Source organism: Mesorhizobium sp. WSM4806 (assembly GCF_055811635.1).
Genome location: NZ_JBVVQZ010000024.1, coordinates 1 through 24,186, shown reverse-complemented (window position 1 = coordinate 24,186; position 24,186 = coordinate 1). Strand labels below are relative to the sequence as shown.

General features: G+C 62.1%; 22 protein-coding genes and 1 pseudogene. 11 read left to right on the top strand and 12 right to left on the bottom strand.

What is annotated here, in order from left to right:
* Nucleotides 1-43: 43 nt before the first annotated feature.
* Both AC0L2M_RS29505 and AC0L2M_RS29500 read right to left on the bottom strand, forming a co-directional pair.
* The gene (locus AC0L2M_RS29505; protein WP_473536609.1) at nucleotides 44-2,647 is read right to left on the bottom strand and encodes a TRAP transporter permease; all 2,604 of its coding nucleotides are present in this window, start codon (nucleotides 2,645-2,647) and stop codon (nucleotides 44-46) included.
* 72 nt (nucleotides 2,648-2,719) lie between these two features.
* Nucleotides 2,720-3,703: a TAXI family TRAP transporter solute-binding subunit gene (locus AC0L2M_RS29500; RefSeq protein ID WP_023798563.1), complete on the bottom strand. Its 984-nt coding sequence runs from the start codon at nucleotides 3,701-3,703 to the stop codon at nucleotides 2,720-2,722.
* Between the two features lie 117 nt (nucleotides 3,704-3,820).
* Between AC0L2M_RS29500 and AC0L2M_RS29495 the strand changes: the two genes are divergently transcribed.
* Nucleotides 3,821-4,693 (top strand): MurR/RpiR family transcriptional regulator, encoded by an 873-nt coding sequence (locus AC0L2M_RS29495; protein WP_198032801.1) that lies wholly within the window; start codon nucleotides 3,821-3,823, stop codon nucleotides 4,691-4,693.
* A gap of 12 nt (nucleotides 4,694-4,705) precedes the next feature.
* Here AC0L2M_RS29495 and AC0L2M_RS29490 read toward each other — a convergent pair whose 3' ends face one another.
* The gene (locus tag AC0L2M_RS29490; protein ID WP_473536608.1) at nucleotides 4,706-6,028 is read right to left on the bottom strand and encodes an aspartate aminotransferase family protein; all 1,323 of its coding nucleotides are present in this window, start codon (nucleotides 6,026-6,028) and stop codon (nucleotides 4,706-4,708) included.
* Nucleotides 6,029-6,123: 95 nt separating this feature from the next.
* Between AC0L2M_RS29490 and AC0L2M_RS29485 the strand changes: the two genes are divergently transcribed.
* Nucleotides 6,124-6,981, top strand: coding sequence for a beta-keto acid cleavage family enzyme (locus tag AC0L2M_RS29485; protein ID WP_473536607.1), 858 nt, complete (start codon nucleotides 6,124-6,126; stop codon nucleotides 6,979-6,981).
* Nucleotides 6,982-7,092: 111 nt separating this feature from the next.
* Nucleotides 7,093-7,368, top strand: a complete 276-nt coding sequence (locus AC0L2M_RS29480; protein WP_198032602.1) for a hypothetical protein — start codon at nucleotides 7,093-7,095, stop codon at nucleotides 7,366-7,368.
* A gap of 84 nt (nucleotides 7,369-7,452) precedes the next feature.
* Here AC0L2M_RS29480 and AC0L2M_RS29475 read toward each other — a convergent pair whose 3' ends face one another.
* Complete coding sequence (locus AC0L2M_RS29475) at nucleotides 7,453-8,139, bottom strand: N5-glutamine methyltransferase family protein (protein WP_473536605.1); 687 nt, start codon at nucleotides 8,137-8,139, stop codon at nucleotides 7,453-7,455.
* A gap of 374 nt (nucleotides 8,140-8,513) precedes the next feature.
* Here AC0L2M_RS29475 and AC0L2M_RS29470 point away from each other — a divergent pair, with 374 nt between their 5' ends.
* Complete coding sequence (locus tag AC0L2M_RS29470; RefSeq protein ID WP_128244923.1) at nucleotides 8,514-9,188, top strand: LuxR C-terminal-related transcriptional regulator; 675 nt, start codon at nucleotides 8,514-8,516, stop codon at nucleotides 9,186-9,188.
* A gap of 57 nt (nucleotides 9,189-9,245) precedes the next feature.
* Here AC0L2M_RS29470 and AC0L2M_RS29465 read toward each other — a convergent pair whose 3' ends face one another.
* Nucleotides 9,246-10,997, bottom strand: coding sequence for a PAS domain S-box protein (locus AC0L2M_RS29465; RefSeq protein WP_288141870.1), 1,752 nt, complete (start codon nucleotides 10,995-10,997; stop codon nucleotides 9,246-9,248).
* A 246-nt stretch (nucleotides 10,998-11,243) separates the two neighbouring features.
* Here AC0L2M_RS29465 and AC0L2M_RS29460 point away from each other — a divergent pair, with 246 nt between their 5' ends.
* Nucleotides 11,244-11,984: a helix-turn-helix transcriptional regulator gene (locus AC0L2M_RS29460; RefSeq protein ID WP_023798571.1), complete on the top strand. Its 741-nt coding sequence runs from the start codon at nucleotides 11,244-11,246 to the stop codon at nucleotides 11,982-11,984.
* 124 nt (nucleotides 11,985-12,108) lie between these two features.
* Here the strand turns inward: AC0L2M_RS29460 and AC0L2M_RS29455 are convergent, their stop codons facing one another.
* Complete coding sequence (locus AC0L2M_RS29455) at nucleotides 12,109-12,411, bottom strand: DUF982 domain-containing protein (RefSeq protein ID WP_023798572.1); 303 nt, start codon at nucleotides 12,409-12,411, stop codon at nucleotides 12,109-12,111.
* A gap of 188 nt (nucleotides 12,412-12,599) precedes the next feature.
* Between AC0L2M_RS29455 and AC0L2M_RS29450 the strand changes: the two genes are divergently transcribed.
* From AC0L2M_RS29450 to otsB, 4 genes are all read left to right on the top strand, one after another.
* Nucleotides 12,600-13,661 carry a glycosyltransferase family 4 protein gene (locus AC0L2M_RS29450; RefSeq protein ID WP_023798573.1) on the top strand — a complete coding sequence of 354 codons (1,062 nt, stop codon included), beginning with the start codon at nucleotides 12,600-12,602 and terminating at the stop codon, nucleotides 13,659-13,661.
* Nucleotides 13,662-13,705: 44 nt separating this feature from the next.
* Complete coding sequence (locus tag AC0L2M_RS29445; RefSeq protein ID WP_023798574.1) at nucleotides 13,706-15,868, top strand: amylo-alpha-1,6-glucosidase; 2,163 nt, start codon at nucleotides 13,706-13,708, stop codon at nucleotides 15,866-15,868.
* Between the two features lie 153 nt (nucleotides 15,869-16,021).
* Complete coding sequence (locus AC0L2M_RS29440; protein ID WP_473536603.1) at nucleotides 16,022-17,782, top strand: alpha,alpha-trehalose-phosphate synthase (UDP-forming); 1,761 nt, start codon at nucleotides 16,022-16,024, stop codon at nucleotides 17,780-17,782.
* Complete coding sequence (otsB, locus tag AC0L2M_RS29435) at nucleotides 17,779-18,540, top strand: trehalose-phosphatase (protein ID WP_473536602.1); 762 nt, start codon at nucleotides 17,779-17,781, stop codon at nucleotides 18,538-18,540. The genes AC0L2M_RS29440 and otsB overlap by 4 nt, the downstream gene beginning before the upstream one ends.
* A gap of 69 nt (nucleotides 18,541-18,609) precedes the next feature.
* Here otsB and AC0L2M_RS29430 read toward each other — a convergent pair whose 3' ends face one another.
* From AC0L2M_RS29430 to AC0L2M_RS29420, 3 genes are read right to left on the bottom strand one after another with little or no spacing between them, the layout of a single operon-like run.
* Nucleotides 18,610-19,281: an ABC transporter ATP-binding protein gene (locus AC0L2M_RS29430; RefSeq protein WP_473536601.1), complete on the bottom strand. Its 672-nt coding sequence runs from the start codon at nucleotides 19,279-19,281 to the stop codon at nucleotides 18,610-18,612.
* A complete protein-coding gene (locus AC0L2M_RS29425; RefSeq protein WP_473536599.1) occupies nucleotides 19,278-20,519 on the bottom strand; it encodes an ABC transporter permease in 1,242 nt (413 codons plus the stop codon). The genes AC0L2M_RS29430 and AC0L2M_RS29425 overlap by 4 nt, the downstream gene beginning before the upstream one ends.
* A gap of 6 nt (nucleotides 20,520-20,525) precedes the next feature.
* A complete protein-coding gene (locus AC0L2M_RS29420; protein ID WP_473536598.1) occupies nucleotides 20,526-21,551 on the bottom strand; it encodes an efflux RND transporter periplasmic adaptor subunit in 1,026 nt (341 codons plus the stop codon).
* Nucleotides 21,552-21,682: 131 nt separating this feature from the next.
* Between AC0L2M_RS29420 and AC0L2M_RS29415 the strand changes: the two genes are divergently transcribed.
* Together AC0L2M_RS29415 and AC0L2M_RS29410 are read left to right on the top strand one after the other, a co-directional pair.
* Nucleotides 21,683-22,366 (top strand): TetR/AcrR family transcriptional regulator, encoded by a 684-nt coding sequence (locus AC0L2M_RS29415; RefSeq protein WP_473536652.1) that lies wholly within the window; start codon nucleotides 21,683-21,685, stop codon nucleotides 22,364-22,366.
* Between the two features lie 83 nt (nucleotides 22,367-22,449).
* Nucleotides 22,450-22,632 (top strand): annotated as a pseudogene (locus AC0L2M_RS29410) (winged helix-turn-helix domain-containing protein); the annotation flags it as partial.
* 59 nt (nucleotides 22,633-22,691) lie between these two features.
* Here the strand turns inward: AC0L2M_RS29410 and AC0L2M_RS29405 are convergent.
* The 3 genes from AC0L2M_RS29405 to AC0L2M_RS29395 form a co-directional block, all read right to left on the bottom strand.
* On the bottom strand, nucleotides 22,692-22,994 hold the full coding sequence (locus tag AC0L2M_RS29405; protein ID WP_473536651.1) for a DUF982 domain-containing protein: 303 nt from the start codon (nucleotides 22,992-22,994) through the stop codon (nucleotides 22,692-22,694).
* A 306-nt stretch (nucleotides 22,995-23,300) separates the two neighbouring features.
* Entirely contained in the window at nucleotides 23,301-23,735 is a 435-nt protein-coding gene (locus AC0L2M_RS29400; protein WP_128172423.1) for a type II toxin-antitoxin system VapC family toxin, read from the bottom strand.
* On the bottom strand, nucleotides 23,732-23,983 hold the full coding sequence (locus tag AC0L2M_RS29395) for a type II toxin-antitoxin system Phd/YefM family antitoxin (protein WP_023798583.1): 252 nt from the start codon (nucleotides 23,981-23,983) through the stop codon (nucleotides 23,732-23,734). Before AC0L2M_RS29395 ends, AC0L2M_RS29400 begins: the two co-directional genes overlap by 4 nt.
* Nucleotides 23,984-24,186: the final 203 nt, after the last annotated feature.

Below are 24,186 nucleotides of genomic sequence, written 5' to 3'. Positions count from 1 at the left end.
GCGTTTTTCCCGGCGCCTCCCAACTGTATCAACCGTTCCAGTCTCAGCCTGCCGGCCCGGTTTCCTTCCTGTCGGCCTGCTTGCGCGCCCGCGCAAACTGCAGCCCGGCGACGCCGGCCGTCGCAGCGAGCGCCAGGCCGATAGGAATGAGGCTCGAGGGCTGGTCGGCCTTTCTGAGCACCGCCACCACGTCATACCCGACATCCAGCCCGATGCGCTTGGCGTAGGATCCGAAATCGACATTGCTGATCATCAGCGCGTCGCCCGCTTGCGTGATGGTAAGGCCGATGCCGCGCAGCCGCTCCAGCGGCTCGCCCGGCTCGCCAAGCGGCACGTTGACCGTCTTGCGGACATCCTCGCCCATGAGGTCGACACCCTCGACGACGAAATTGATGCGGCCATCGGCCGGCGTCTGAGCCACCGCCGACAGGAACTCGCTCGCCGGCAACTCCTCGTAAGGCGGCGACACCTGGTTGAGCCACCAGTCCGGCCGAAACAGCGTGAAGCAGATGAGCAGCAGCGCCGCACTTTCCCACAGGCGGCTTTTGGTCACGAACCAGTTCATGGTCGCGGCCGAAAACAGCAGGATGGCGATCAACGAGACCGTTGCCACCCAGATCGTCTGCGGCCAGGTGTCGACTCCGATCAGCAGGATCGCCGGATTGAAGATGAAAACAAACGGCAGGATCGCAGTGCGCAGCGAATAGAGCGCGCCCTGGAAACCGGTGGCGATCGGATCCTCCTTGGAAATCGCCGCCGCCGCGAACGCTGCCAGCCCGACGGGCGGGGTGATGTCGGCCATGATGCCGAAGTAGAAGACGAACAGGTGGACCGCGATCAGCGGGATTGGCAGTCCGGCCTGCGCGCCGAGATCGACCACGACCGGGGCCATCAGCGTGGCGACCAGAATGTAGTTTGCGGTGGTCGGGATGCCCATGCCGAGCACAAGGCTGATCGCGGCGATGAGGATCAGCATCAGGATGACATTGCCGCCGGAGATGAACTCGACGAGTTCCGTCATCATCAGGCCGAGACCGGTCAGCGTGATCGTGCCGACGACGATGCCGGCAGTGGCCGTGGCGATACCGATGCCGATCATGTTGCGGGCGCCGAGCGCCAGCCCGTCGATCAGATCGTCCCAGGCAGCCCGCACTGAGGCGGCGAGATTTTCTTTACGGAACACCGCCATCAGCGGCTTGCGGGTGGCGACGATCCCGAGGATTGAAACGGTCGCCCAGAACGCCGAAAGGCCGGGCGACATCTGCTCGACCATCAGGCACCACAGAAGCACCGCGATCGGGATGAGGAAGTCGAGCCCGGTCCGGGTGACGTCCCAGGCGCGCGGCAGTTCCAGGATTGGCGCGTTCGGATCGTCGAGCGCGAGATCCGGATAGCGCGAGGAATACCAGACCGAGGCGACGTAGAGAGCGAAGCCGGCGATTGCGAGCACCGGCGGCGCGGCCCCACCGAAGACAGCCTGGATAGCAACAATGCCGTAATAGACGATACAGACGGCGAGAACGCTGCCCGACAGTCCCAGTCCCATCCGCAGCATCCGTTCTCTTGCCGGCGTCGGACGCTGCGGGATCGTCTTCAGGCCCATCTTTATCGCTTCGAGATGAACCATGTAGAGCAGCGCGATATAGGAGAAGACCGCCGGCAGCAGCGCGTGCTTGACGATCTCCGAATAGGGAATGCCGACATATTCGACCATCAGGAAGGCGGCCGCGCCCATGACCGGCGGCATGATCTGGCCGTTGATCGAGGCTGAAGCCTCGATGGCGCCCGCCTTGACGCCGGAAAGGCCGGTGCGCTTCATCAGCGGGATGGTGAAGATGCCGCCTGAAACCACGTTGGAGACGGACGAGCCGGACACGACGCCGTTGAGAGCCGATGAGACCACGGCGACTTTCGCCGGGCCGCCGCGCAGGTGGCCGAGCAGCGCGATGGAAATCTGCATCATCCAGTTGCCGGCGCCTGCCTTTTCCAGAAGCGTGCCGAACAGGACGAACAGAAAGACGAAACTCGTCGACACGCCAAGTGCAATCCCGAAGACGCCTTCGGTCGTCAGCCATTGATGGTTGAGAAACTTGGTGAGCGATGCGCCGCGATGCTGAATCACGTCCGGCATGTACTGGCCGGCAAAGGTGTAGAAGATGAAGGTACAGGCCACGACAACCATCGGCAGGCCGAGCGCACGGCGCGTCGCCTCGAGCAACAACAGGATGCCAACGGTGCCGGTCACCAGATCGAGCGTGGTCGGCTGGCCCGGCCGTCCGGAAAGCACGACGTAAAAGAGAAAAAGGTAGGCGCCGGCAAATCCGCCGACCACGGCCAGCACCCAGTCGAGCAGCGGCACGTGATCGCGGGGCGAGGATCTTAGCGCCGGATAGGCGAGAAAGGTCAAGAACAGCGCAAAGCCGAGATGGATGGCGCGCGCTTCCGTGTCGTTGAGGATGCCGAAGCCGAACACGAACGGCAAAGGCGAAGCGTACCAGAGCTGGAAAAGCGACCACGCGACTGCAACCCACAGCAGGATTCGCCCGACCGTTCCAGCCGGATGCCGGCCACCCGTGTCGGCCTCCGCGACAAGTTGTTCGAGCTCTTCGAGATCGACGCCGGCCGGTTGTGCCTTCACTTCGCTCATGACGTCGTCTCCTGTTGCGGATGGCCCCGGCGGATCAGCTGGACCCGCCGGCCCGTCGTCAGGTCACGAAGCCTACTTCAACCAGCCCTTCTCCTTGAAGTATTTTTCAGCGCCCGGATGCAGCGGCGCGGAATTTCCTTCCGCTACCATCTTGGCGGGATCGAGATTGGCGAAGGCCGGATGCAGCGACTTGAACTCGTCGAAGTTCTCGAACACCGCCCTGGTCAATTGATAGACGCTCTCATCGGGAACCTTGGCCGAAGTGACCAACGTGGCGAGCACGCCGAAAGTCCCGGTATCGTCGGGATTGTTCGCGTAGAGTCCGCCCGGAATGATCGCCTTGGCGTAGTACGGATTCTCGGCGACAAGCTTGTCCACGACTTCTCCAGTCAACGGCACCAGCTTGGCGGCGCAGGTGGTCGTCGGATCCTGGATGTTCGCTGAAGGATGGCCGACGCCGTAGAAGAACCCGTCGATCTTGCCGTCGCAGAGCGCCGGCCCGTGCTCGTCAGCCTTCAGCTCCGATGCGAGGGAAAAGTCGGCCAACGTCCAGCCCATCGCACCGAGCAGACGCTCCATAGAAGCGCGCGTCCCGGAACCAGGATTGCCGACGTTGAAACGCTTGCCCTTAAAATCCTCGAACTTCGTCACGCCGGCATTGGGATGCGCCAGCACCGTGAACGGCTCCGGATGGATCGAGAAGACCGCGCGCAGGTCGGTATGGGGGCCACCGTCCTTGAATGATTCCAGTCCCTTGTAGGCGTTGTACTGGACGTCCGACTGGGCCATGCCGAAGTCGAGTTCGCCTTCCTTGATCGTGTTCACGTTGAATGCCGATCCGCCGGTCGATTCGACCGAGCAGCGGATGCCGTGTGTCTTGCGATCCTTGTTGAGCAACCGGCAGATAGCGCCGCCGGCGGCATAGTAGACGCCGGTGACGCCACCGGTCCCGATGGTAACGAAATTCTGCTGCGCCATTGCGCTGGCCGAAAACAGCAGCGCCGCCGACAAGGCGGCGATCTGCGCTCCGAGGCGTGCAGTCCGGGCATGTTTCATCTGGTTCTCCCTTGGTACTTTGCGTGCCGTCGCGGCCGTCCGGTGTTTTGGTGTCAAGGCACGTCGATGCATGCTACGATTGTTGCGCTTTATCAATCAAGGGAAATGCTTGTTACAATGGACAGTCGGGAGATGGGTTTCGACGCGCTTTTGGCGCGCATACTGACCGAACTCCCAAAATTGAGCTCGGAACTGCGCAAGGCGGCGCGTTTCCTGGTCGATCACCCTGACGAGGTGGCGCTGGTGTCCATGCGGGTGCTGGCCTCGAGATCAGAGGTGACACCGACGACCTTCGTGCGACTGGCGCGGCGACTGGGTTTTGGCGACTGGGCGGCGCTGCGCAAGCCGTTCGAAGACCGGCTGCGCTCCGGCAAGGCGCCTTTCGCGGCAAGGGCCGATGCGCTTGTCAGGCGCAGGTCGGAGACGATCTTCGCCGAATCGCTGAGGACGACGGTGGCCAATCTGGCGACGGCCGAAGCCGTCAACGGCAGCGAAGAAATCGCAAGGGCCTGCGCGATACTGGAGAAGGCTCAGCGCATACGTGTCGCCGGGTTCCGAAGCTGCCGCGCGCCCGCCCACGCGCTTGTCTATCTCTGCCGGATGTTTCGGCGCGAGATCACGCTGCTCGGCGGCGACGGCGGTGCGATCGAGGCGGAACTCGCAGCGCTTGGAAAGAAGGAAGCGGTCGTCGCGATCGGCTTTTCGCCGTATTCGCGTGAACTCGGGCCCGTGGTGGAGGCTGCGCAACGACACAGCGTTCCGATTGTCGCGATCGTCGACAGCATGGCTGCTCCGATCGCGCGGCATGCGCAGGTTGTCTTGCGATTCTCTACCGACAGCCCGTCCTTCTTCCCATCGGTAGCCGCAGCCATGGCTATCGTGGAAGCGCTGGCCGCAACGATGCTGGCGCGCAGCGGGCCGGCAGCCGCGGCTCGTGTCAGGGAGACGGAACTGGAGTTACAGGCGTTCGGTGCCTATCTGCCGGAATGAAGAGCGCTGGCGCTATGCCACTGCAGCGTCTATCGCGTCGCCGAGCCGTTCGACAACCGCGTCGATTGCCGCGGCGTCTATGATGAAGGGCGGCGCCAGCAGCACATGATCGCCGCGCACGCCGTCGATCGTTCCCCCTGCGGGATAGACCAGCAGGCCGCGCGCCATCGCCTCGCGCCTGATCTTCGCATTGAGCTTCCGCTTCGGTTCGAACGGCGCCTTGGTCGAGCGATCCTCGACCAACTCTACACCCATGAAAAGGCCACGCCCGCGAATGTCGCCGATATGGGCATGGTTGCCGAACCGTTCGCCCAGTCGCCGCGAAAGATGCGCTCCCATCGCCCGGACATTGGCAAGCAGATCGTCGCGAGCAATCACCTCCTGGACGGCGAGCGCCGCCGCGCAGGCCATCGGGTGGCACATATAGGTGTGGCCATGCTGGAAGAAGCCGGAGCCTTCGGCGAAAGCGTCGAAGATGCGGCGCGAAAGCAGCACCGCACCGATGGGTTGGTAGCCGCCACCGAGCCCTTTGGCGATTGTCATCAGGTCGGGCGCGACGCCGTCCTGCTCGCAGGCGTGCAGCGTGCCGGTGCGGCCCATGCCGCACATCACCTCATCGAGGATGAGGAGCACACCGTAGCGGTCGCAGATTTCGCGAACGCGCCTGAAATAGCCGGGAACCGCGGGCACAGCTCCTGCTGTCGCGCCGACCACAGGTTCCGCGACGAAGGCCATGACAGTGTCCGGACCGAGTTCGAGAATTCTATCCTCGAGCGCCTGGGCGGCGCGCAGTCCGTAGGCCGCCTCGCTCTCACCGGCTTTCTGGTAGCGGTAGGCATAGCATGGGTCGATGTGATGCGTGTCGATCAGCAAAGGGCGGAATTGGGCGCGGCGCCACTCATTGCCCCCGGCAGCGAGAGCGCCGAGCGTGTTGCCGTGATAGCTCTGGCGGCGGGCGATGACGTTTCGCCGCTCTGGCCTGCCGGTCTCGACGAAAAACTGGCGGGCCATCTTGAGCGCCGCCTCCACCGCTTCGGAGCCGCCGGACACGAAGTAGCCGTGGCTGATACCTTGTGGCGCGCCGGCGACGAGCTTGTCGGCCAATGTCTCGGCCGGCTCGTTGGTGAAGAAGCTGGTGTGGGCATAGGCGAGCTTGTCGGCCTGCGCATGGAGCGCGGCTGTCACCTCGGGATGGCCGTGGCCGAGGCAGGAAACCGCCGCGCCACCTGACGCGTCGATATAGGCGCGGCCATCGCGGTCGAACAGTTCGATGCCCTTGCCGCCAGCCGCGACGGGCAGGCTCGCGTGGATCTGGCGGTGCAGGATGTGTGTCATGCGTTCCCCGATTGACGATGGCGCGATTTGCAGCGAACCTATCATGCAACATATGTTACACACTGCGCAATACTTGAAACAATTGGACTGAGCTTATGACCGCCGACAGGGACGCGACCGGCCCCGGACTTATCGCACCGACGGCAATCGCCGTTGCACCGAATGGTGGACGGCGTGGCAAGCAAGACCACCCTGCCCTGCCGATCGGCCCCTGGGAATTGGCCCGGACTGCCGCCGCCTGCCTCGAGGCGGGCGCCGCCATGATCCATACCCATGTCCGCGACCGCGACGGCGGCCATTTGCTTGACGCGCACGCCTATCGCGAGACGACGAAAGCGATACGTGATGCGGTGGGCGAGCGGCTGATCATCCAGATCACCAGCGAAGCGATCGGCCGCTACCAGCCGGCCGAGCAGATGGCGGTGGTGCGCGCTGCCCGCCCTGAGGCGGTTTCGCTGGCGCTGCGTGAACTGGTGCCGGACGCTGCCCATGAGACTGATTTCGCGCAGTTCCTGGCGTGGTTGAAGAGCGAGCGGATCGCCCCTCAGATCATCCTTTACGCGCCCGAAGAGGCGTCGGCCCTGGCCGCCATGCAGCAGCGCGGGCTGGTGCCTTTCGACGACATCCCGGTGCTCTATGTGCTCGGCCGCTACACGCCGGGACAGGTTTCGCGACCGGCCGATCTGCTGCCCTTCCTTGCGCAGGACCGCCCGCGCTTCGCGCACTGGATGGTCTGTGCCTTCGGTCGGCAGGAAACCGCTTGCGTTGCGGCCGGTGCGCTGCTGGGCGGTCATGCCCGCGTCGGCTTCGAGAACAATTTTACCCTGGCCGATGGCACGACTGCCAAGGACAATGCCGCGCTCGTGACAGCGACCAGAGGCGCTCTGACTGCTTGTGGCGTCAGGATCGCCCAAGCCAACCACCTGCGCGCCGCTTGGTCGATCCAGGGCTAACCCTCGCCCGCACGCCTCTTCGGTCCGTCACATTTGTCGAAATCTCTTTGCTACGCTGCAACCGAACTTTTTGACTGACGTTAGGGTTGCAGTGGCGCTGGGGAGGCCTTTATGCAGACGTACCTCGTCGAACAAATGGAGGGCGACGACGTGATCACGGTGCGTGTCATCAACGCGCCGAGCCCCTTCAAAGCCGCCGCCATGTCGACAGATCGACATGTTACGCTGCGAAGGTGGGAAAAGGATTGGATCCGAGTGACCGACGAGAACCGGGGACATATCTTTGCATACAGCTTTGTCTCCGACGCAAACCCAGACAACAGCGGGCTTGTAATAGCACCGAATAAATCAAGAAAAGCCCAAAAAGCTGATCAGGGACGCGAGTAAGCGCCACCTTTTTTGCTTTTTGCTGGAGCGCGCCAGAAGCGTGAACACCGGGAATTGAGCCAGCCGTTGCGGCATGGCTGACGCTCACGGCGTGGTATGTCCCACAACCACCCTTCCCTCGCCGGCTTCGTTCGTGACCGCCCGGATCCCCTCGAAGGACTTGGAGCGCTCCAGCAAACGCATGACCTGCCGGTCCTGGCCGAGACCGACCTCGAAGAGCAGGATGCCTCCGCGCCGCAAGTAGCGCGGCGCGTCCTTGATCACCCGCATATGGATGCTCAAGCCGTAGGGGCCGGCTGCAAACGCTTCACGAGGCTCGAGCTCGGTCAGATGCGCGCGGTCGCCCTCGAGCCGCTTTTCCGAAATGTATGGCGGGTTGCAGACGATCACGTCGATCGTGCTGTCGAGTTGCAAGCCCGAGAAAGCACTGAACAAGTCACCCCTCAGCACCGACACGCGATCTGCCATGTCGTGATGGGCGACGTTGCGGCGCGCGACCTCGACGCATCCATCGGTGAGATCGCTCGCCCAGACCTGCGCGGCAGGGGCGTAATGCGCAATGGCGCAGGCCAGATTGCCGGCCCCGCAGCACATGTCGACAACCCGCGGCGCCGACAGGTTCATTTGCCGCAGAACATCAAGTGCTGTCGTGCCGAGCAACTCCGTCTCCGGCCGGGGAACGAGCGCACCGGGCGCGATGAGCAACTCCAGCCCCATGAAGATGGTGCGGCCTTTGCGGTAGGCTTCGGCGACACTGATCTCTTCGCTCACGACAGTTCCCTCCCTGTCTTGCCGGGTCGCAGTGCCCGACAATTGAGTGGAAGTTAAATCACTAAGTTCCCGATCGGCAATCGAAAAACACGCCTCGCCATGGGCATTTGCGATCGCGAGTTATCGGCATCGTCTCAAAGGCGTTGGCACATGGTCCTGGAGGATAGGAACGGAAGATTCGACGTGTTCAGCGGCTCCCGTTGACAGGGTTCAAAAAAAGAGGAGCCTTACCTGCCTTTTAGGATTATATTAGCAAGCTGGGCTTGCGGTGTTGGGGCACCGCTGGCGTTGACTGGATGAATTGACGAGTGATTGGCCACGACTCCAAAGGCCCGTGACCGTTCAATCCATTCAGGTTTCGTTGGGGTAGTTCAATGTATCGAATCGTCATCGCCGACGATCACGGCCTGTATCGTCGTGGCCTGCGCTTGGCTCTGAGCGCAGGCATTCCAGGTGTGGAGATATTCGAGGCGTCGTGTTTCGACGCCGCGCTCAGTCTGCTGGCCGAGCAGGCGTCCGTTGATCTTGCGATCCTGGACTTGAACATGCCGGGATTGTTCAATCAGGAAGTGCTCAGCGGCATTCTGTCGGCTTATCCGGATACGCGATTTGCCATCGTTTCCGGAAACGATTCACGCTCGGAGATACTCACGGCTCTGTCGATCGGTCTCCACGGCTATATCGTAAAGTCGCAAAAAGACGAGGAGGTCGTTATGGCCGTCAACGAAATCCTCTCGGGCCGCATCTACGTCCCTGCACTTCTGTCGCGCCCCGGTGCTGCGCCAACACCTCACATACCTGCTCCCGCCGAGCCTGTCCCGCACCGACGCACCACCACCGGCAATCTTGGCAGGCTGACCTCGAGGCAAAAGGAGGTCCTGAAGCTGATGGCGGAAGGCTATTCGAACAAGGAAATCGCGCGCGATCTGGAGATTGCCGAAGCGACGACGAAAATCCATGCCGCTGCCGTTTTGCGTGAGCTTGGGGTGCGGAATCGGACGGAGGCTGCCGTTATGCTGAAGACGTGGTTAACGAGGGATATCAATTAATTAGAGCGCCACGTTCTTTTGATACGCAAGGGGCGCTGTTAAACGCTTCCGATGGCGTCAAGGTCCGATTTCCTTGCGCGACAGCCGCAGCGAATATCGCAGCCCGTGATCCGTCATTTCCAGCTTGGGAGAGTGACCGACAAGCGGCGCCCCATCCACTCCGATTATCATCGAACCGAAACCATGGCGGACAACTTTTGCAGGCCGCCGCCGCCGCCCTGATTCCACCCAGTCGAACACGATGTCACTGCCTGCATCTTCCGAGGCGAACGTCCAATTTACCTCGATCCGGCCTTTTGAATCGCCAAGCGCTCCATGTTTCAAGGAATTGGTCGCAAGCTCGTGAACAATCATCGCAAAGCTCTCGGCGGCGCCTCCCGACATCGTAACCGAAGGACCGCCGACAGATATTTCGCGTGTCCCCATATACGGTTGCAGCTCCTGGACAACGAGATCGTGAAGCATCCCCGACCCGCTGCTGTTGCCCGAAAGGAGCAGATGCGTTGCCTCGAGCGAACGAATCCTGTCGATGAGCGTCTCCTTGTACCTGGCGAGATTGTGCTCGGGATCATTGACCATGTTCACCAGTGCCGTGATCACCGGGAACAGGTTGATGAACCTGTGGCGTTGCTCGAGCATGATGCGCTCCCGCTTCTTTGCCGCGGCACGCAGCAGCGTGGTTTGCCGTCGCTCGGTCAGGTCGGCGGCCACGCCGAGCCGCTGTAGACGATCATCGTATTTCTCTTCCCTTCCGCGCAGAGCAACCCAGCGGATATGTCCGTCCGGTCGTCGGACGCGAATCTCGACGTCGTAGTTGGTGACCGATGCGAGCTTTCTCGATACGGCCAGCTTTGGCCAGTCCGCCGGATGAACGACGGCCGACAGTTCCTCCAACCGGCGGCTGCCGGCCGGAGGCAGTCCGAGAATGTCCCAGAACGCGCCCGAACCGGTGACGATGCCGTCTTTAAGGTCGATCCGCCACGTGGCCAGGCGTCCAGCAGACAAAGCGAGATCCAGCCACTCCTTCTGAGCCCGAAGCGCTTCGTGCACGGCTCGTCGTCCCGAGATATCGTCGACCACCACGAAAATGGTCTCTGAGAGAACCCCGTCGGGCACGGACAAAGACAGCGTTAGCCGCGCCCAGAATGCCGAACCGTTCTTTCTTGACAGACGCACCTCCGAAGCGAACGAAGCGGAGTCTTTGCCCAGGCCAGCCAGCAATTGCGCCAAGGCATCACGGTCGTCCGGGTGAACGAGTGTCTCCAGCTGCAATTGGGCAAGCTCGTCCTCCTCGTAGCCTGTCATCTCGCTGAGGCGTCTGTTGGATTGCAGCAGCTCACCTTTCTCGTTGATGTTTGCGAACCCCATGGCGGCGCGCTCGAAAGCCCAACGATAGCGGCTTTCGGTTGCTTCGACGGCAGCGAGCCTGGCTTCGGCTACCTCCAGCAGCTCACGCACGTCCTGCCGCAGCCGATGGAATGTCATGGCAATCACGCCACCTGAAATCAGAAGCAGGATGGCGCGCGCCCAATCTTCTCCGGAGATCTGACCATGCAGGGTGCTTCGTGTCCACAAGCCGGCACCCACCATCAGGACCGTCGCCGCAAGCGCAGGACCACGGTCTTCAAGGTAGGAAATGATAATAATAGCTGGAATAAATTCCAGGAAACTCGACCCTTCTCCGATGTATGCTGACGCTTTTGTTTCAAATATCAGCGTAGCAGCCAGCACCGATGCGGAGGCAATGTGAGTTAGCAGTCTGCCTGTTGGGTTCAAATCCGACCTGCGCGACTGCCAGTTCATCGACATAGACTACTACCTTTTGACTAGGCCATCGAGACTAGAGCAAAAAACGTACAACCTAGTCCGACTGCGGGATTGCCATACCACTATCACAGCGCGCATTTTATCAAACAGGGGCGAACAGAACTCATCAGAATATAACGAGTTTCAAGACAGTAGGGAGCGCATTTTTTGCGAGCCCTGCGCAAGAAGACTGTTCGTAAATCCCGGGCAAGTTACTACGGGCTGATGGACCTTTGGGGAGGTTGAAAAATGGCTATGATCGATAGATACAGTGATGCCGTTGTGGGCGACCGGTACATCACGACAGGAACCAAGTATAACCCTGACGCGCAGGTGACGCGGCCCTCCTATGCTTATCCTTCAGCTCGTGCATCCGATCGGCCGGAGACAGAGGGCGACGAACCAAGGAGACGCAGCCTGGAATCCGTCACCGGCATGCTTGATCGCCTCGGCTGTGGCTATCTCGTACTAGACCGCGATAGAAAAGTAATCGAATGGAACGCGGCCGCTCTAACCACGCTGGAGCGCCCCACGCCGGAGCGCCCCACTCTGGAGCACAAAGGCGAAGCGGCTGATACAGCCAGTGTGCTTTCGGCAGCCCTAAGGCGGCTGGTCGCAAACGTCCCGGCGCCTTTCCTGCCCGGCTCCCTTTCCTGGGTGGTGATCCGCAGCACAGGTGACAGGCCGGTGGTACTGAAAGAGAACGGTCTTATCGCCCCCGATGGAACGAGCATCGTGGCATTGCTTGGCCGTGTGAACAGGTCGGGGCCAAACCCTCAGACACTGCAAAGGATGTTTGGCCTGACGAGCGCGGAAACGCATCTGGCTCTGCGTTTGGCTCAGGGCGATGCGCCGTTGGAGATCGCCCGCAGCTGGCGGCTCAGCCGCACCACGATCCGCTCACAGCTTGCCTCGCTGTTCGCCAAGACCGAAACGAGACGTCAGGCGGAACTGGTGGCTCTTCTGGGGCGGATTTCGGTCTTGCCATGATTTTGGGGTCGGCCTGGATCCAGGCGCCCAGGCATCCTGCGCACCGACGCAGATCGCCGCTGTCGCGGTGACGCTGCTCGCCAACTGGGCCGGTCGGCAAACTGGCACCTGGGAGCGCTGGCGTCTATCGCCGAGGCGTGTATGCGCTGTCCATCTTTTCGCCGCGTATCGGCAGCGCTATGTCATCATCCAGGAGCCGGGTGATCCGGGCAAAGCCCTTAAAAGCCTTTCTTGCTTCCTCGGCAGACATCCGACCTGCCAGTGCCGCAGCGCAGCAGTTCAGCGCGCATTGATACACCGGGCCGCGCCTACCCTTCGGCCAGTGGCGCAAAAACGTCATCGCTTCGCTGACATTGTCGATTTCTTCCACAGGCTCTCTGTGCCCGCGCGCAATTCGCACCGGCGTAAAGAATTCCAGGCGATTCATCTTTTCCTCCCGTCGATCGCGATGCGTTCGATCGAACCTAGTTAAATTCACGGCCAGCCAATTGGTTCCCGGCAAAAACGCCGGCTGGGTGAATCGCCAGTCATCGCCCGACTTCTTGCCGTTGCGGAACGTTCGGGGGAGTGGTGCATTTCGACATCAGCGATGATCTTTCTGGGAAATGCCAGTCTATGAAAATAGCCCATGTGGCGCCGCTCCACGAATCCGTGCCGCCTCGGCTCTATGGAGGCACGGAGCGCATTGTCTCCTATCTGACCGAAGGGTTGGTCGAGCTGGGCCATGACGTAACTTTGTTCGCCAGTGGCGATACAAAGACCTCGGCAAAATTGGTGCCGTGCCGCGAGCGTGCGCTGCGTCTTGACCCAAGCCCGCTGAAGTCCGAGACAGCCGCGCACCTTTCGATGCTTTCCGAGGTGAGGAAACGAGCTCACGAATTTGATATCATTCACTTCCACCTCAGCCATTTCCTGCATTTTTCCTTCTTCGAGCACATCCATCAGCGGACGGTGACGACGCCGCATGGCAGGCTCGACTATGTCGATCTGGCACCGGCCTATGAGCGTTTTCCGCGCTTTCCGATGATCTCCGTGTCCGGCAGCCAAAGGACGGGGCTGGCCGACGCCAACTGGCTGGCGACGATCCACCACGGGCTGCCGACCGAACTCTACAAGGCGGTTTTCGAGCCGAGCCCAGGGGAGCCCTACCTCGCCTTCCTTGGCCGGATGTCGCGCGACAAGCGTCCGGATCGTGCCATTGAGATCGCGCTGCGCTCGGGGCTGAAACTGAAGCTTGCAGCAAAGATCGGCGACGACGACCGGGCATATTTCCGCAACATGGTCGAGCCGCTGGTCGACGGCGATCGTGTCGACTATGTCGGCGAGATCGAGGAAGACAAGAAGGCGGAATTCCTCGGCAACGCGGCCGGCCTCGTATTCCCGATCGACTGGCCGGAGCCGTTTGGTCTTGCCGTTATAGAAGCGATGGCCTGCGGCACGCCGGTGATCGCCTGGAAATCCGGCGCCTTGCCGGAAATCGTCGATCAACGCGTGACCGGTTTTATCGTGGATTCCATGCAAGGGGCGGTTGCCTCGGTGCCCGACTTGCTGCGGCTCGACAGGCGGAGGGTGCGAGCTGTCTTCGAAAGGCGGTTTTCTGCCAAAAGAATGACCCGCGACTATGTTTCCGTTTATGCGCGCCTGATCGGCGCCTCGACCGAAGCAAGAGCGTCGTGAGCGGCATTACCTCGGGGGGGCGAAACGAGAGGGATATGTAGAGAATGGCCCAACTCGACGAGCGCAGGCTTGATCCCTCGGTAGCGCTTGCGTCCCTGGACGCTACCGCACCTCGAGAGCCGCATCGGCTGTTCGCCCTCAAGCAAGGCGATTGTTTTGCCGTGTCCGACGCCTACGGCGATATCCGCGGCGCCGGCGACGGTTTCTTCCGTGACGACACGCGAGTGCTTTCCGAATTCCGGCTGACCGTCGGCGACCGGCAGACATCGCTGCTCGGTGCGTCGCTCAGCCAGGACAATGTGCTCTTCACCTCCAACCTGACCAATCTGCCGATGCAGAGCGTCCGCGGCCGGGACATTCCGCAGGGCGCGATCCATATCGAGCGCGTCAGGCTGCTTTGGCAGGACCGGCTGTTTGAACGCATCACCCTTTCCAACTACAGCCAGGAACAGTCGACCATCCGCGTTTCGCTGCATTTTGCCGCCGATTTCCGCGACATGTTCGAAGTGCGCGGCTCGACAAGGCCGAAGCGCGGCATGGCCCATGCTGCCAAGACGGATGCGACCTGCGTGCTGCTTCGCTACGACGGGTTGGATGGGCTGGCGCGGATGTCGGCGATATCGTTCTCGCAGGCGCCAGACCAGCTGACGGGCGACCGTGCGGATTTCCTGATTGCCGTGACGAGGCGCAGCCGCAAGATGCTGTATGTCGAAGTCGGTCCCGAAATGGCGGAAACGCCGAACCGCGATCGTTTCCGCGCCGCCGCGGCCCGGGCTCGCTTCGGCATGCGGGCCAAGCGCCGCCACGGTGCTACGGTGCACAGTTCCGGGCGCGTCTTCAACGATTGGGTCGAGCGTGCCCGCGCCGATGTGGCGCTGCTGACCACCGAGCTTTCGACCGGACCCTACCCCTATGCGGGCATCCCCTGGTTTTCGACGGCGTTCGGCCGCGACGGCGTGATCTCCGCCTTGCAGATGCTGTGGCTCAACCCGGGCCTGGCGCGAGGCGTGCTGGCCTTCCTTGCCCAGCACCAGGCGACTGAGACATCGCCGTTCAGCGATTCGCAGCCGGGCAAGATCATGCACGAGACCCGCAAAGGCGAAATGGCGGCGCTGCGGGAGCTCCCCTTCGGCCGTTACTATGGCGGTGTCGACACGACGCCACTCTACATCCACCTCGCCTGCGCCTATGCGGACCGTACAGGTGACATGGCGTTCGTCGACAGCCTGTGGCCGTCGCTCTGCGCTGCGGCTGAATGGACCGAGGAGGCAAGCCGGCCGACCGGCTTCGTCACCTATCAGCGTGCCGCCGAGTCGGGCCTCGCCAACCAGGGATGGAAGGACAGCCACGATTCCGTCTTCCATGCCGACGGCCGAACCCCCAGGGGACCGATCGCCCTGGTGGAGGTGCAAGGCTATGCCTTTGCCGCGTTCCGGGGGTTGGCGGCGCTCGCCCGCCGCCGCGGCGAGATCGACAGGGCCTATCATTGGGAGAGCAGCGCCGAAGCCATGCGCGCCGCTGTGGAGCGCCATTTCTGGCTGGACGATCTCGGCTTCTATGCCTTGGCGATCGACGGCGCCGGCGAGCCCTGCAAGGTGCGGACGTCTAATGTCGGGCACCTTCTCTATGTCGGCCTCCCCGCGCCGGCACGGGCGCAGATGGTCGCCGACCAGCTGCTTTCGGCGTCCTTCCATTCGGGCTGGGGGCTGAGGACGCTCGCCGACGATGCTGTGTTCTTCAACCCGATGTCATACCACAACGGCTCGATCTGGCCGCATGACACCGCCATTTGCGGCGCCGGTCTGGCACGCTTTGGCGAGCGTGAACACGTGATCCGGCTGATGAGCAGCACCTTCGAATCGGCGGTCCACTTCAACATGCGGTTGCCCGAACTGTTCTGCGGCTTTACCCGCGCGCCGGGCGAGGCGCCGATCGCCTATCCCGTCGCCTGCCTGCCGCAGGCATGGTCGGCTGGGTCTGCCTTCATGCTGATGCAGGCCTGCCTCGGTCTCGAGATCGATGGCTGGGACGGCGAAATCCACGTCACCCGTCCCAGGCTGCCGATCGGCATCGACACGCTGACGCTGAGGCATCTTGGCGTTGGCACCAGGAAGGTGGATCTGACATTCCAGCGTGTCGGCGACAGGGTGGTCGCCTTTCTCGCCGACCGGCACGAGGGATTGGTGCCGCTCATCGTGCGGACCTAGTTTGGCTTTTCGCATGGAACCAGCCGCCGGGCTGCAATTAGCGGAACCGATGGCCCGTCCGAGCGTTCCGACGCACGGCAGCTGATTGGCGGCTGCGAGTTTCGAAAAACAATCAAAAGGGCCACCGACCGGCCGGAGAAGATCGTTGTTCCCATGTCAGACTTTGGCACAGAGGTACTCTGGGTTCTAATCATTGCAAGCCTTGGCCTTTCCGCTGTTGCCCTGGTGTTCTCGATATCCCGCCGGCGCCACATACCTGCGGCCGCATCCTCCTCAGGCGATGACCTGGCTTCGGAAGCGGCTCGCACGGTGCTGCGGGAGTTTGAAAAGAATGGCCACTCGGCCGATGCAGCGCTGATCACATGGTCGCCCGACACCTTGCGCAAGATCCTGGCCGACGATCTGCCGGAGACGCAGGTGATCGTCGTATCCAACCGCGAGCCCTACATCCACAACACCAGGAATGATGGCATCGAGCTCCTGGTGCCGGCCAGCGGGCTGGTTTCGGCACTTGAGCCGATCACCCGCGCCTGTGCCGGCACCTGGATTGCGTATGGCGGCGGAACAGCGGACCGTCTTACCGTCGATGAGAACGACCGGGTTGAAGTGCCGCCCGGCAATCCGTCCTACACGCTGCGCAGGGTCTGGCTGAGCGAGGAAGAATACCAGGCCTATTATCTAGGCTTCGCCAATGAAGGCCTGTGGCCGCTTTGTCATATCGCCTTCACCCGCCCGATTTTTCGGGCGTCGGACTGGCAGGCCTATGAAGCCGTCAACCGGAAGTTCGCCGACACGGTGGTTGCCGAAGCGCGCAACGAGCGGCCGATCGTGCTGGTCCAGGACTACCATTTCGCGCTCTTGCCGCGCATGATCCGTGAGCGCCTGCCCGAGGCGATCATCATTACTTTCTGGCATATCCCATGGCCGAACTCGGAAGTGTACAGCATCTGTCCATGGCGTGAACGGATCCTGGAAGGTTTGCTCGGCAGCTCCATCATCGGCTTCCATACGCAGTTTCATGCCAATAATTTCACCGAGAGCGTCGATCGCATCCTGGAAAGCCGGATAGAACGGGCGGACGCGGCGATCTCCTATGGCGGGCAAACGACTCTGGTCCACGCTTACCCCATCTCCATAGAATGGCCGGCCGAACTGCTGGCAAGATTGCCGGCCGTCGAGGAATGCCGTGCCCGTGTGCGCCAAAGATTCGGGCTGCCTGCGAACGTCAAACTGTGCGTCGGCGTCGAGCGCCTCGACTACACCAAAGGCATTCCCGATCGCTTTCACGCCTTGGACGAATTGTTCACGCGATATCCCGAATGGGTAGGCAAAGTGGTTTTCCTGCAGGTGGCGGCGCCCAGCCGGGGCACATTGCCGGTCTACCAGCAACTTCATGACGAATGCCATCGCTCTGCCGAAGAGCTCAACCAGCGCTACGGCAGCGACAACTACAGTCCCGTCCTGATGCTCGCCGAACATCATTCGCAGGAGCAGGTCTACGAGATCTATCGCGCCGCCGACATATGCATGGTCACCAGCCTGCATGACGGCATGAACCTGGTGGCCAAGGAATTCGTCGCGGCGCGCGACGACGAACAGGGCGTGCTGCTGCTCAGCACCTTTGCCGGCGCTTCGCGCGAACTGCTGGAGGCACTGATCGTCAACCCCTATGATGCGACCATGATGGGCGAGGCGCTGCTGCAGGCGCTGACCATGACGCCGGACGAGCAGCGCGAGCGCATGCGGCCCATGCGCGAGATGATCCGCGACAATAATGTGTATCGCTGGGCCGGCAGCATGCTCTTGGACGCTGCGCGCCTTCGCAAACGCGGGGTGACCGGCAACGGCGAGCGGCCATCCAACAGCAACAACGTCGTTTCCATCTTCGAGCGGGCACGAAAGGCGGCGTCGTGACGGACCTTCGACTGCCGCTGGCCCCCGACCTGCCGGAAGGGCAATGGGCGCTTTTTCTCGATATCGACGGCACCTTGCTGGAACATGCCGCTCATCCCGACGCTGTCTTCGTCGGTGATGAACTGCGTCAGCTTCTCGGAGATATCGAGCGAAGGCTGGGCGGCGCCCTCGCCTTCATCACCGGGCGTTCGGTCTCTGCCGCGGACAGATTGTTTCATCCCCTGAAACTGCGCGTTGCCGGGCTATACGGCCTCGAGCATCGGTTAACGGCGGACGGTCAAGTCGACCTTGCCGACGCTCCGGCGGATATCGCGGCTCTTGCCGACGAGATTGAGGCCGAACTGGGTGGACGCAAGGTCTATGTCGAGCGCAAGGGGCCAGTCCTGGCCATCCATACCCGCGCTGCGCCGCAACTGCTTGCCCGGGCAACGCAGCTTGTCGAACAAGCATTGACGCAGCTTCCGCGGGGGTACCGCGTGATTGCCGGAAACGCTGGCGTGGAACTCATGCCGCTGGAAGCCGTCAAAGGAGCTGCCATCCGGCGTTTCATGGAAATCCAGCCCTTTGCCGGCCGGCGGCCCGTATTCCTCGGAGATGACACTTCGGACGAAAACGGTTTCGAGGCAATAAACGAGGCCAGCGGCATCTCTATCCGCGTGAAGCCGCGCGGACCGACGGCTGCAAGCTATGTTCTGGACGACGTGACCCAGGCAATAGCCTGGCTCGAGGCCAATTTCGGCGCGGCGTGGGTGTCCTGATCGCGATCCCGGTGATCATCAGACAGGCTCGCGCCATGGCTAATCCCATCAACGCCGATTGGTTCCGGTTCAGCCGATCTTCCCGTCCACGATGTGAATGCGGCGATCCATGCGCGCCGCCATGTCGAGATCATGCGTAACTGCCACGACGGTCTTGCCGCGCTCGCGCACCAGATTCTCAAGAATTGCGAAGACTTGCTCCGAGCTCTTGCTGTCGAGGCTCCCCGTCGGCTCATCGGCGAGGATAAGCGGCGGGTCGTTGGCGAGCGAGCGTGCCACCGCGACGCGCTGACGCTGGCCGCCAGAGAGCTGGTCGGGCCGCTTGTCGAGATGTTCGCCGAGCCCCAGGGATGAAAGCAGCTCACCGGCCCGTTCGCGCATCTGAGGCCGCGCCAGCCGGCCAAGCTTGCGCATTGGTATTTCGACATTTTCGCGGGCCGTGAACTCCGGCAGCAGAAAATGAAACTGGAACACGAAGCCCAGCATCGAAAGCCTGGTCCGCGCGCGCTCCCTTTCATTCATCGGCTCGGCGTCGCGGCCGCCTATTGTCAACGTCCCGGCGGTCGGCCGGTCGAGCAGCCCGAGCAGGTAGAGCAATGACGATTTTCCGGAGCCGGAGGGACCCGTGACGGCGACGAATTCCCTTTCGTTGATCGCCAGCGTGATGTCCTTGACCAGCGTGACGGGAACCGTCTCGGGCAACACGCGGGTGAGTTTCTCGGTCTCGATGAGTGCGCTCATGACGCGCCTCTGATGATCTCGACGGGGTTCAGGCGCGCCGCATGACGCGCCGGCAGGTAGCCGGCCACTGCCGCCGAGCCCAGCGCGAAAGCCGACGCGATGACGTAGTGCATCAAGCTCCAGGCGATCGGCAGCCGGGTCATCTCCTGGCCGGTCGCGGCGATCTCGAAACGCACCAGCGACAGCGCATAGGTCATGGAGATGCCGAGCAGCCCGCCGAGCACGGAGCCGGCAGCGCCGATCGCGACGCCTTCCAGCAGAAAGAGCCGGCGCATGTCGGACTCCGGGAAGCCCAGCGACTTCATGATGGCGATGTCGCGCGCCTTTTCGTGCGTGATGGTGGAGATGATGTTGTAGATGCCGAAGCCAGCGACCAGCATGATCGCGCCGACAACGGTGTACATGATGACGTTGCGTACGACGAGCGCTTCGAGGATCGATTCATTGGCCTCCTGCCACGCCACCGCCTTGTAGCCCAGTTCGGCCTCGGCACGCTGCGCCACCGCCGGAGCGCGGTCAGGATCGTCGAGCTTGATGCGGATCTCGTTGATGGCGTTCGGACGCGCCGAGAGGATCTGCGCGTTTTTCAGAAGCACATAGGCCTCGCCTTCGTCGCGCGCGGTGGTGCCGGTGTGGAACAGGCCGGCGATCTTGAAGTTGCGCGACAGTCCCTCGGCAGAAACCGCCGTTATCGTGTCGCCGAACCCGGCGCCGAGCCGGCTCGCCATCGTGTCGCCGATGAGCACGTTATTGCCGCCCGCGGCAAGCGCCGAAAAGCTGCCTTCGACGAAGTTTCCGACAATCGGCGACACGCCGGACTCGCGCTCCGGTTCGATGCCAATGATCGCCGCGCCGACTTCGCGGCTGGAAAAGCGGATCACACCCTTCGTTTTGAGGCTTGCCGCGAACCGACCGGGAATCCAGCTCTCCAGCCAGGAGGTCGCGGCGGTCGGGTTGATGATGCCGCGGCGATCGTCGCGCGGCCTGAGCCCGGAAATCGCCACAGTCGCAAAAGCATCCTCGGCCGGTTGACGGCGGGCTGTGCGCTGCTCGTCGGTGATGTCGACATGCGGCATCGTGTCGACGAGTTGCCTGACGAAATCGTCCTGCCCACCCTGCATCAGCGCCGCCATGGCAATGGAGAATCCGACACCGACCGCAACGCCGATCACGGCAACCAGCGTCTGGCGACCGCGGCCGGCAATGTGCGTGAGGGCGATGTCGAAGATGAGCGGCATCCTGCTTCATCGCTCCTGGGCGCCAGTGATGTTGGCGCGCGCGCCGTCGGTGAGGTCGGCGGGATAGGGCGAGACGACGCGAGCCTTCTCATCGAGCCCCGACAGAACCTCGATGCCATTGGTGCCGCGAATGCCGGTTCGGATTTCACGTCGCCAGGCCTTGTCGCCTTCGACGACGAACACCTTATTCCCGTCCACAGCAACGGATGGGATCAACAGCGCGTTTTTCGAAACGCGGATGACGATGTTCACGTCGGTCGACATGCCGATACGAAGCGGCGTATCGTCCGGCAGGCGGAAACGGACGCGATAGGTCTTCGTCACCGGATCGCCCTTGGGTGTGATGCTGTCGAACACCGCTTCCAGGTTCTGCTGGCGGAACGCGTCGGATTTAAGCAACGCGCGCTGGCCGACCTCGACCCGGGGTATGTCCTCCTCGTTCACCTCGGCGACCACCAGGAGCGGCTTCGGCTCGCCGACCCAGAATAACACCGTGCCGAGTTCGGCGACCTCACCCACCTCGCCGTCCTGCCTGAGCACGACGCCGGCGCTCGGCGCGCGTAACACGTAGGAGTCAAGTCGCGCCTTCTGTCCGGCGACCAGCGCTTCGATCTGGCCGAGCTCGCTCTGCGCACGATCGAGAGCCTGCTGGCTCGCCGCACGCCTTTCGGCAAGCACCTTCAGCCGCCGGAGCTCTTCCTGGGCAAGCGCTTGACGGGCCTCGAGTTCGCCAAGCACGGCCCGGGCCTCGCTGTCGTCGAGCCTGGCGAGCACGTCGCCTTGTGCAACCCTCGATCCCTCGCAATTGCATTGCTCGACGATCCTTTCGCGAACCACCGGAGTTACCTTGGCCCAGGTTCGCGGCTCGACGGAGCCACTCGCGTAAACGATTTCCGCCGCGTCGCCGCGTTGTGGCGTCACCAGCGAAACCTTGGCCGGTTGCCACAGATACCAGGCGCCGAAAGCAGCCGCGGCCGCGACAACAACGATGCTGGCCGTCCAGCGTATCCGTCGCAAGAGACTCTCCTTCATGATCGAATCCGAATGTCCTGCGGTGACAGATAATAGCACTAGACCGACCGTCGGTCTATAAAAGTTGCATAAAGCTCCGGTTCGTGCTCCTCTTGCTCCACCTGCACTTTGTGAGGTTCGATTTGCCCCGAGTGATAAAGCCGCCGGAGATACGATCCGCCGAGCTCCTCGACTGCGCCCAGCGGCTTTTCTTCGAGCGCGGCTACGACAACACGACGGTGAACGACATCATCCGCCAGGCCGGCCTGTCGAAGGGCGCGTTCTACCACTATTTCGCATCGAAAGAGGCCCTGCTGGAGGCGCTCGCCACACGTCTCGCCCGCGACAGCTTCGCCGAGTTGCAGCCGGTGCTCAACGATCCTTCACTCGATGGGCTTGGCCGGCTCAATGCCCTGTTTGCCGGCTCGCGGCGGCTGAACGTCGAGCTTGCCCCGCAAATGCGCAAGACATTTTTCGTCCTGTTCCGGCCCGAGAACCTTGCCCTCTTCCATCGGGTCGACCAGGCGGCCAGGGAATTGGCCATGCCGATAATTACCGATCTGCTCAGGAAAGGCAGCGACGAAGGCATCTTCGATGTGCCCGACCCGGAAGCCTTCGCCGAGATGTTCTTGCAGCTGCGGCTGATCTTTCGGGATGTAATGCACCGCGCCCTGCTGAAGGCCGAGCAGGGCAATATCGACGAGGCGGCGCGACTGCTCGATGATCGGCTGCGGCTCTACGGCATCGCAATCGACCGGCTTTTGAAGCTGCCCGATGGAACGATAGAAGCAGCGCAACCCGGGTTTGCCCGGGCTTTCCTCAAAGCAGGCCCGTGAGCCGCAGAGTCCGCAAGGCCGCGGAGCAGCAATTCACCGCGCCTCGTATACCGGTGCAGTCCAAATCAGGGGGTCAGTGAAAGATGAGCCGCGAGCAGCTTCTCGCCGCCAGCAGGAGTCACGACGAAGAGGTGTTTGACCGCAGTATCGATGTGCAGATACTGCGACTGCGCCGCAAGCTCGAGGTCAGCCCGAGCGAGCCGAAACTCATTGTCACCGAGCGGGGCGCTGGCTACGTCTTCGCTGCCCCGGTCCAGGTACAGTGACTTTCGAGGTGCTGTGACTTGCCGACATCCCGTTACTGGCACGGGTCAAACAGGAATGTTCATCGCCTCAGCGCATGAACGCTATCAAGATTGCCGCCGCCTATCGGCAGTGCCATGTCTTCGTCGAGCAGGCGCGTGATGCGGGCGAATCCGGTAAAAGCCTTCCTTGCTTCCTCTGCCGACATCCGGCCCGCCAGAGCCGCGGAGCAGCAATTTACCGCGCATTGGTAGACTGGCCCACGCCGGCCGACTGGCCATCTACGCAAGAACTCCATCGCTTCGGCTACGCTATCAATTTCTTCGGCAGGACTTTCCTGCCCGCGCGAAATACGCACAGGCGTAAAGAATTGCAGGCGATCCATTGTTTCCTCCCGGTCGATCGCTATGTGCCTGATCGAACCTTTAAACTCACTGTTGACCATGTGGTTTCCGGCAAACAGGGCCCGATGGTGAAAAAAGTCGGGCCAAAAACGAAGTCTTTCACATCACGCGACCGAAATCGAATCACCAAACGTGACAAGCATGTGACGAACCGTTGCCCGCCGCCGCATTGGGACTTCAATTATCCCGAGACGGAGCCTGGACGCGCTCATCCCGCATTTGAGGTATGCGGATTACGCAGCCGGATTTGGCTAGCCGCAGCAGACCCCTTTAGGATCTCTTCTCCGTCAAAGCGTCAGTGGATCGAGGCAAGGAACTCCTAAGGGCTGGAAGTGTCTCAGGTTCCCAGTCAGGAGCGTCAAGGAGTTCGCTTTAGCGGTCGCGGCGATGAGAATGTCAGCCAGCCCTGGATGACTCCCTGCGGCTGTGGCGGCGTCTTCCATGAGGCCTGCCTCCAACGCCACCGCCGCATCGATCGGCAAGATTTCCGCGCTGTAGTCCGTCATGATGCCCTGCAGCCACGCCATTAGCGTCAGAGCCTTCGCTGTTGCACCCGAGCGGTCGAGCTTGGCGATGCCTCTCCGAAGTTCGTGGAGGGCAAAGGCAGGCACAAACAAGTTGCCCGTCTGCTGCAATAGCCAAGCTGCCGCATTCGGGGGCAGCGGAGGCTTTCCCGGCGCGGTCGCCGACAGCACCGAGGTGTCGAAAAGGTATGAGGTCAAAGGTTAACCTCGCGGCTTTGCTGGGTGCGGTCGCGCTCCGGTTCGAAGCCCTCGGGCCAACCGGGGAACGACAGCAGGTATTCCGCAAGGCTGGGCTTCTCGGGGTAAATCTTCCTCGCTTCTTCGATCGGAACGATAGCGGCCACTGGCTTGCCGTGCCTCGTGATCGTGATCGGTTCGCCGGCCTCGGCGGCATCGACGAGAGCCGTCAAAGTGGCCTTGGCTTCGCGAATGTTGATGTGTTTCACTGCTGTTGCCTCCATTGTGGTTGCACGCAACTACATTTAGCAAATCCATCGTCTATTACAAGTGGACACTTCCCGGAGAACAGGCCATTCCGAAACGCGATCATTGGCGAAATCTTTTGTGAAGGCTGTCCAGTTGATAGATGGGTAACACTTTGAACCGGATACATGGGTTACAGTTTTCCCCCTGTCGTGGGGGGGGGGGG

Coding starts and splice junctions, on each gene's coding strand:
- AC0L2M_RS29490 (WP_473536608.1), bottom strand. CDS start 6,028: ATGACACACATCCTGCACCGCCAGATCCACGCGAGCCTGCCCGTCGCG.
- AC0L2M_RS29465 (WP_288141870.1), bottom strand. CDS start 10,997: ATGTCGATGAACTGGCAGTCGCGCAGGTCGGATTTGAACCCAACAGGC.
- AC0L2M_RS29445 (WP_023798574.1), top strand. CDS start 13,706: ATGGCCCAACTCGACGAGCGCAGGCTTGATCCCTCGGTAGCGCTTGCG.
- AC0L2M_RS29505 (WP_473536609.1), bottom strand. CDS start 2,647: ATGAGCGAAGTGAAGGCACAACCGGCCGGCGTCGATCTCGAAGAGCTC.
- AC0L2M_RS29495 (WP_198032801.1), top strand. CDS start 3,821: ATGGACAGTCGGGAGATGGGTTTCGACGCGCTTTTGGCGCGCATACTG.
- AC0L2M_RS29430 (WP_473536601.1), bottom strand. CDS start 19,281: ATGAGCGCACTCATCGAGACCGAGAAACTCACCCGCGTGTTGCCCGAG.
- AC0L2M_RS29480 (WP_198032602.1), top strand. CDS start 7,093: ATGCAGACGTACCTCGTCGAACAAATGGAGGGCGACGACGTGATCACG.
- AC0L2M_RS29460 (WP_023798571.1), top strand. CDS start 11,244: ATGGCTATGATCGATAGATACAGTGATGCCGTTGTGGGCGACCGGTAC.
- AC0L2M_RS29440 (WP_473536603.1), top strand. CDS start 16,022: ATGTCAGACTTTGGCACAGAGGTACTCTGGGTTCTAATCATTGCAAGC.
- AC0L2M_RS29455 (WP_023798572.1), bottom strand. CDS start 12,411: ATGAATCGCCTGGAATTCTTTACGCCGGTGCGAATTGCGCGCGGGCAC.
- AC0L2M_RS29485 (WP_473536607.1), top strand. CDS start 6,124: ATGACCGCCGACAGGGACGCGACCGGCCCCGGACTTATCGCACCGACG.
- AC0L2M_RS29405 (WP_473536651.1), bottom strand. CDS start 22,994: ATGGATCGCCTGCAATTCTTTACGCCTGTGCGTATTTCGCGCGGGCAG.
- AC0L2M_RS29470 (WP_128244923.1), top strand. CDS start 8,514: ATGTATCGAATCGTCATCGCCGACGATCACGGCCTGTATCGTCGTGGC.
- AC0L2M_RS29500 (WP_023798563.1), bottom strand. CDS start 3,703: ATGAAACATGCCCGGACTGCACGCCTCGGAGCGCAGATCGCCGCCTTG.
- AC0L2M_RS29420 (WP_473536598.1), bottom strand. CDS start 21,551: ATGAAGGAGAGTCTCTTGCGACGGATACGCTGGACGGCCAGCATCGTT.
- AC0L2M_RS29450 (WP_023798573.1), top strand. CDS start 12,600: ATGAAAATAGCCCATGTGGCGCCGCTCCACGAATCCGTGCCGCCTCGG.
- AC0L2M_RS29425 (WP_473536599.1), bottom strand. CDS start 20,519: ATGCCGCTCATCTTCGACATCGCCCTCACGCACATTGCCGGCCGCGGT.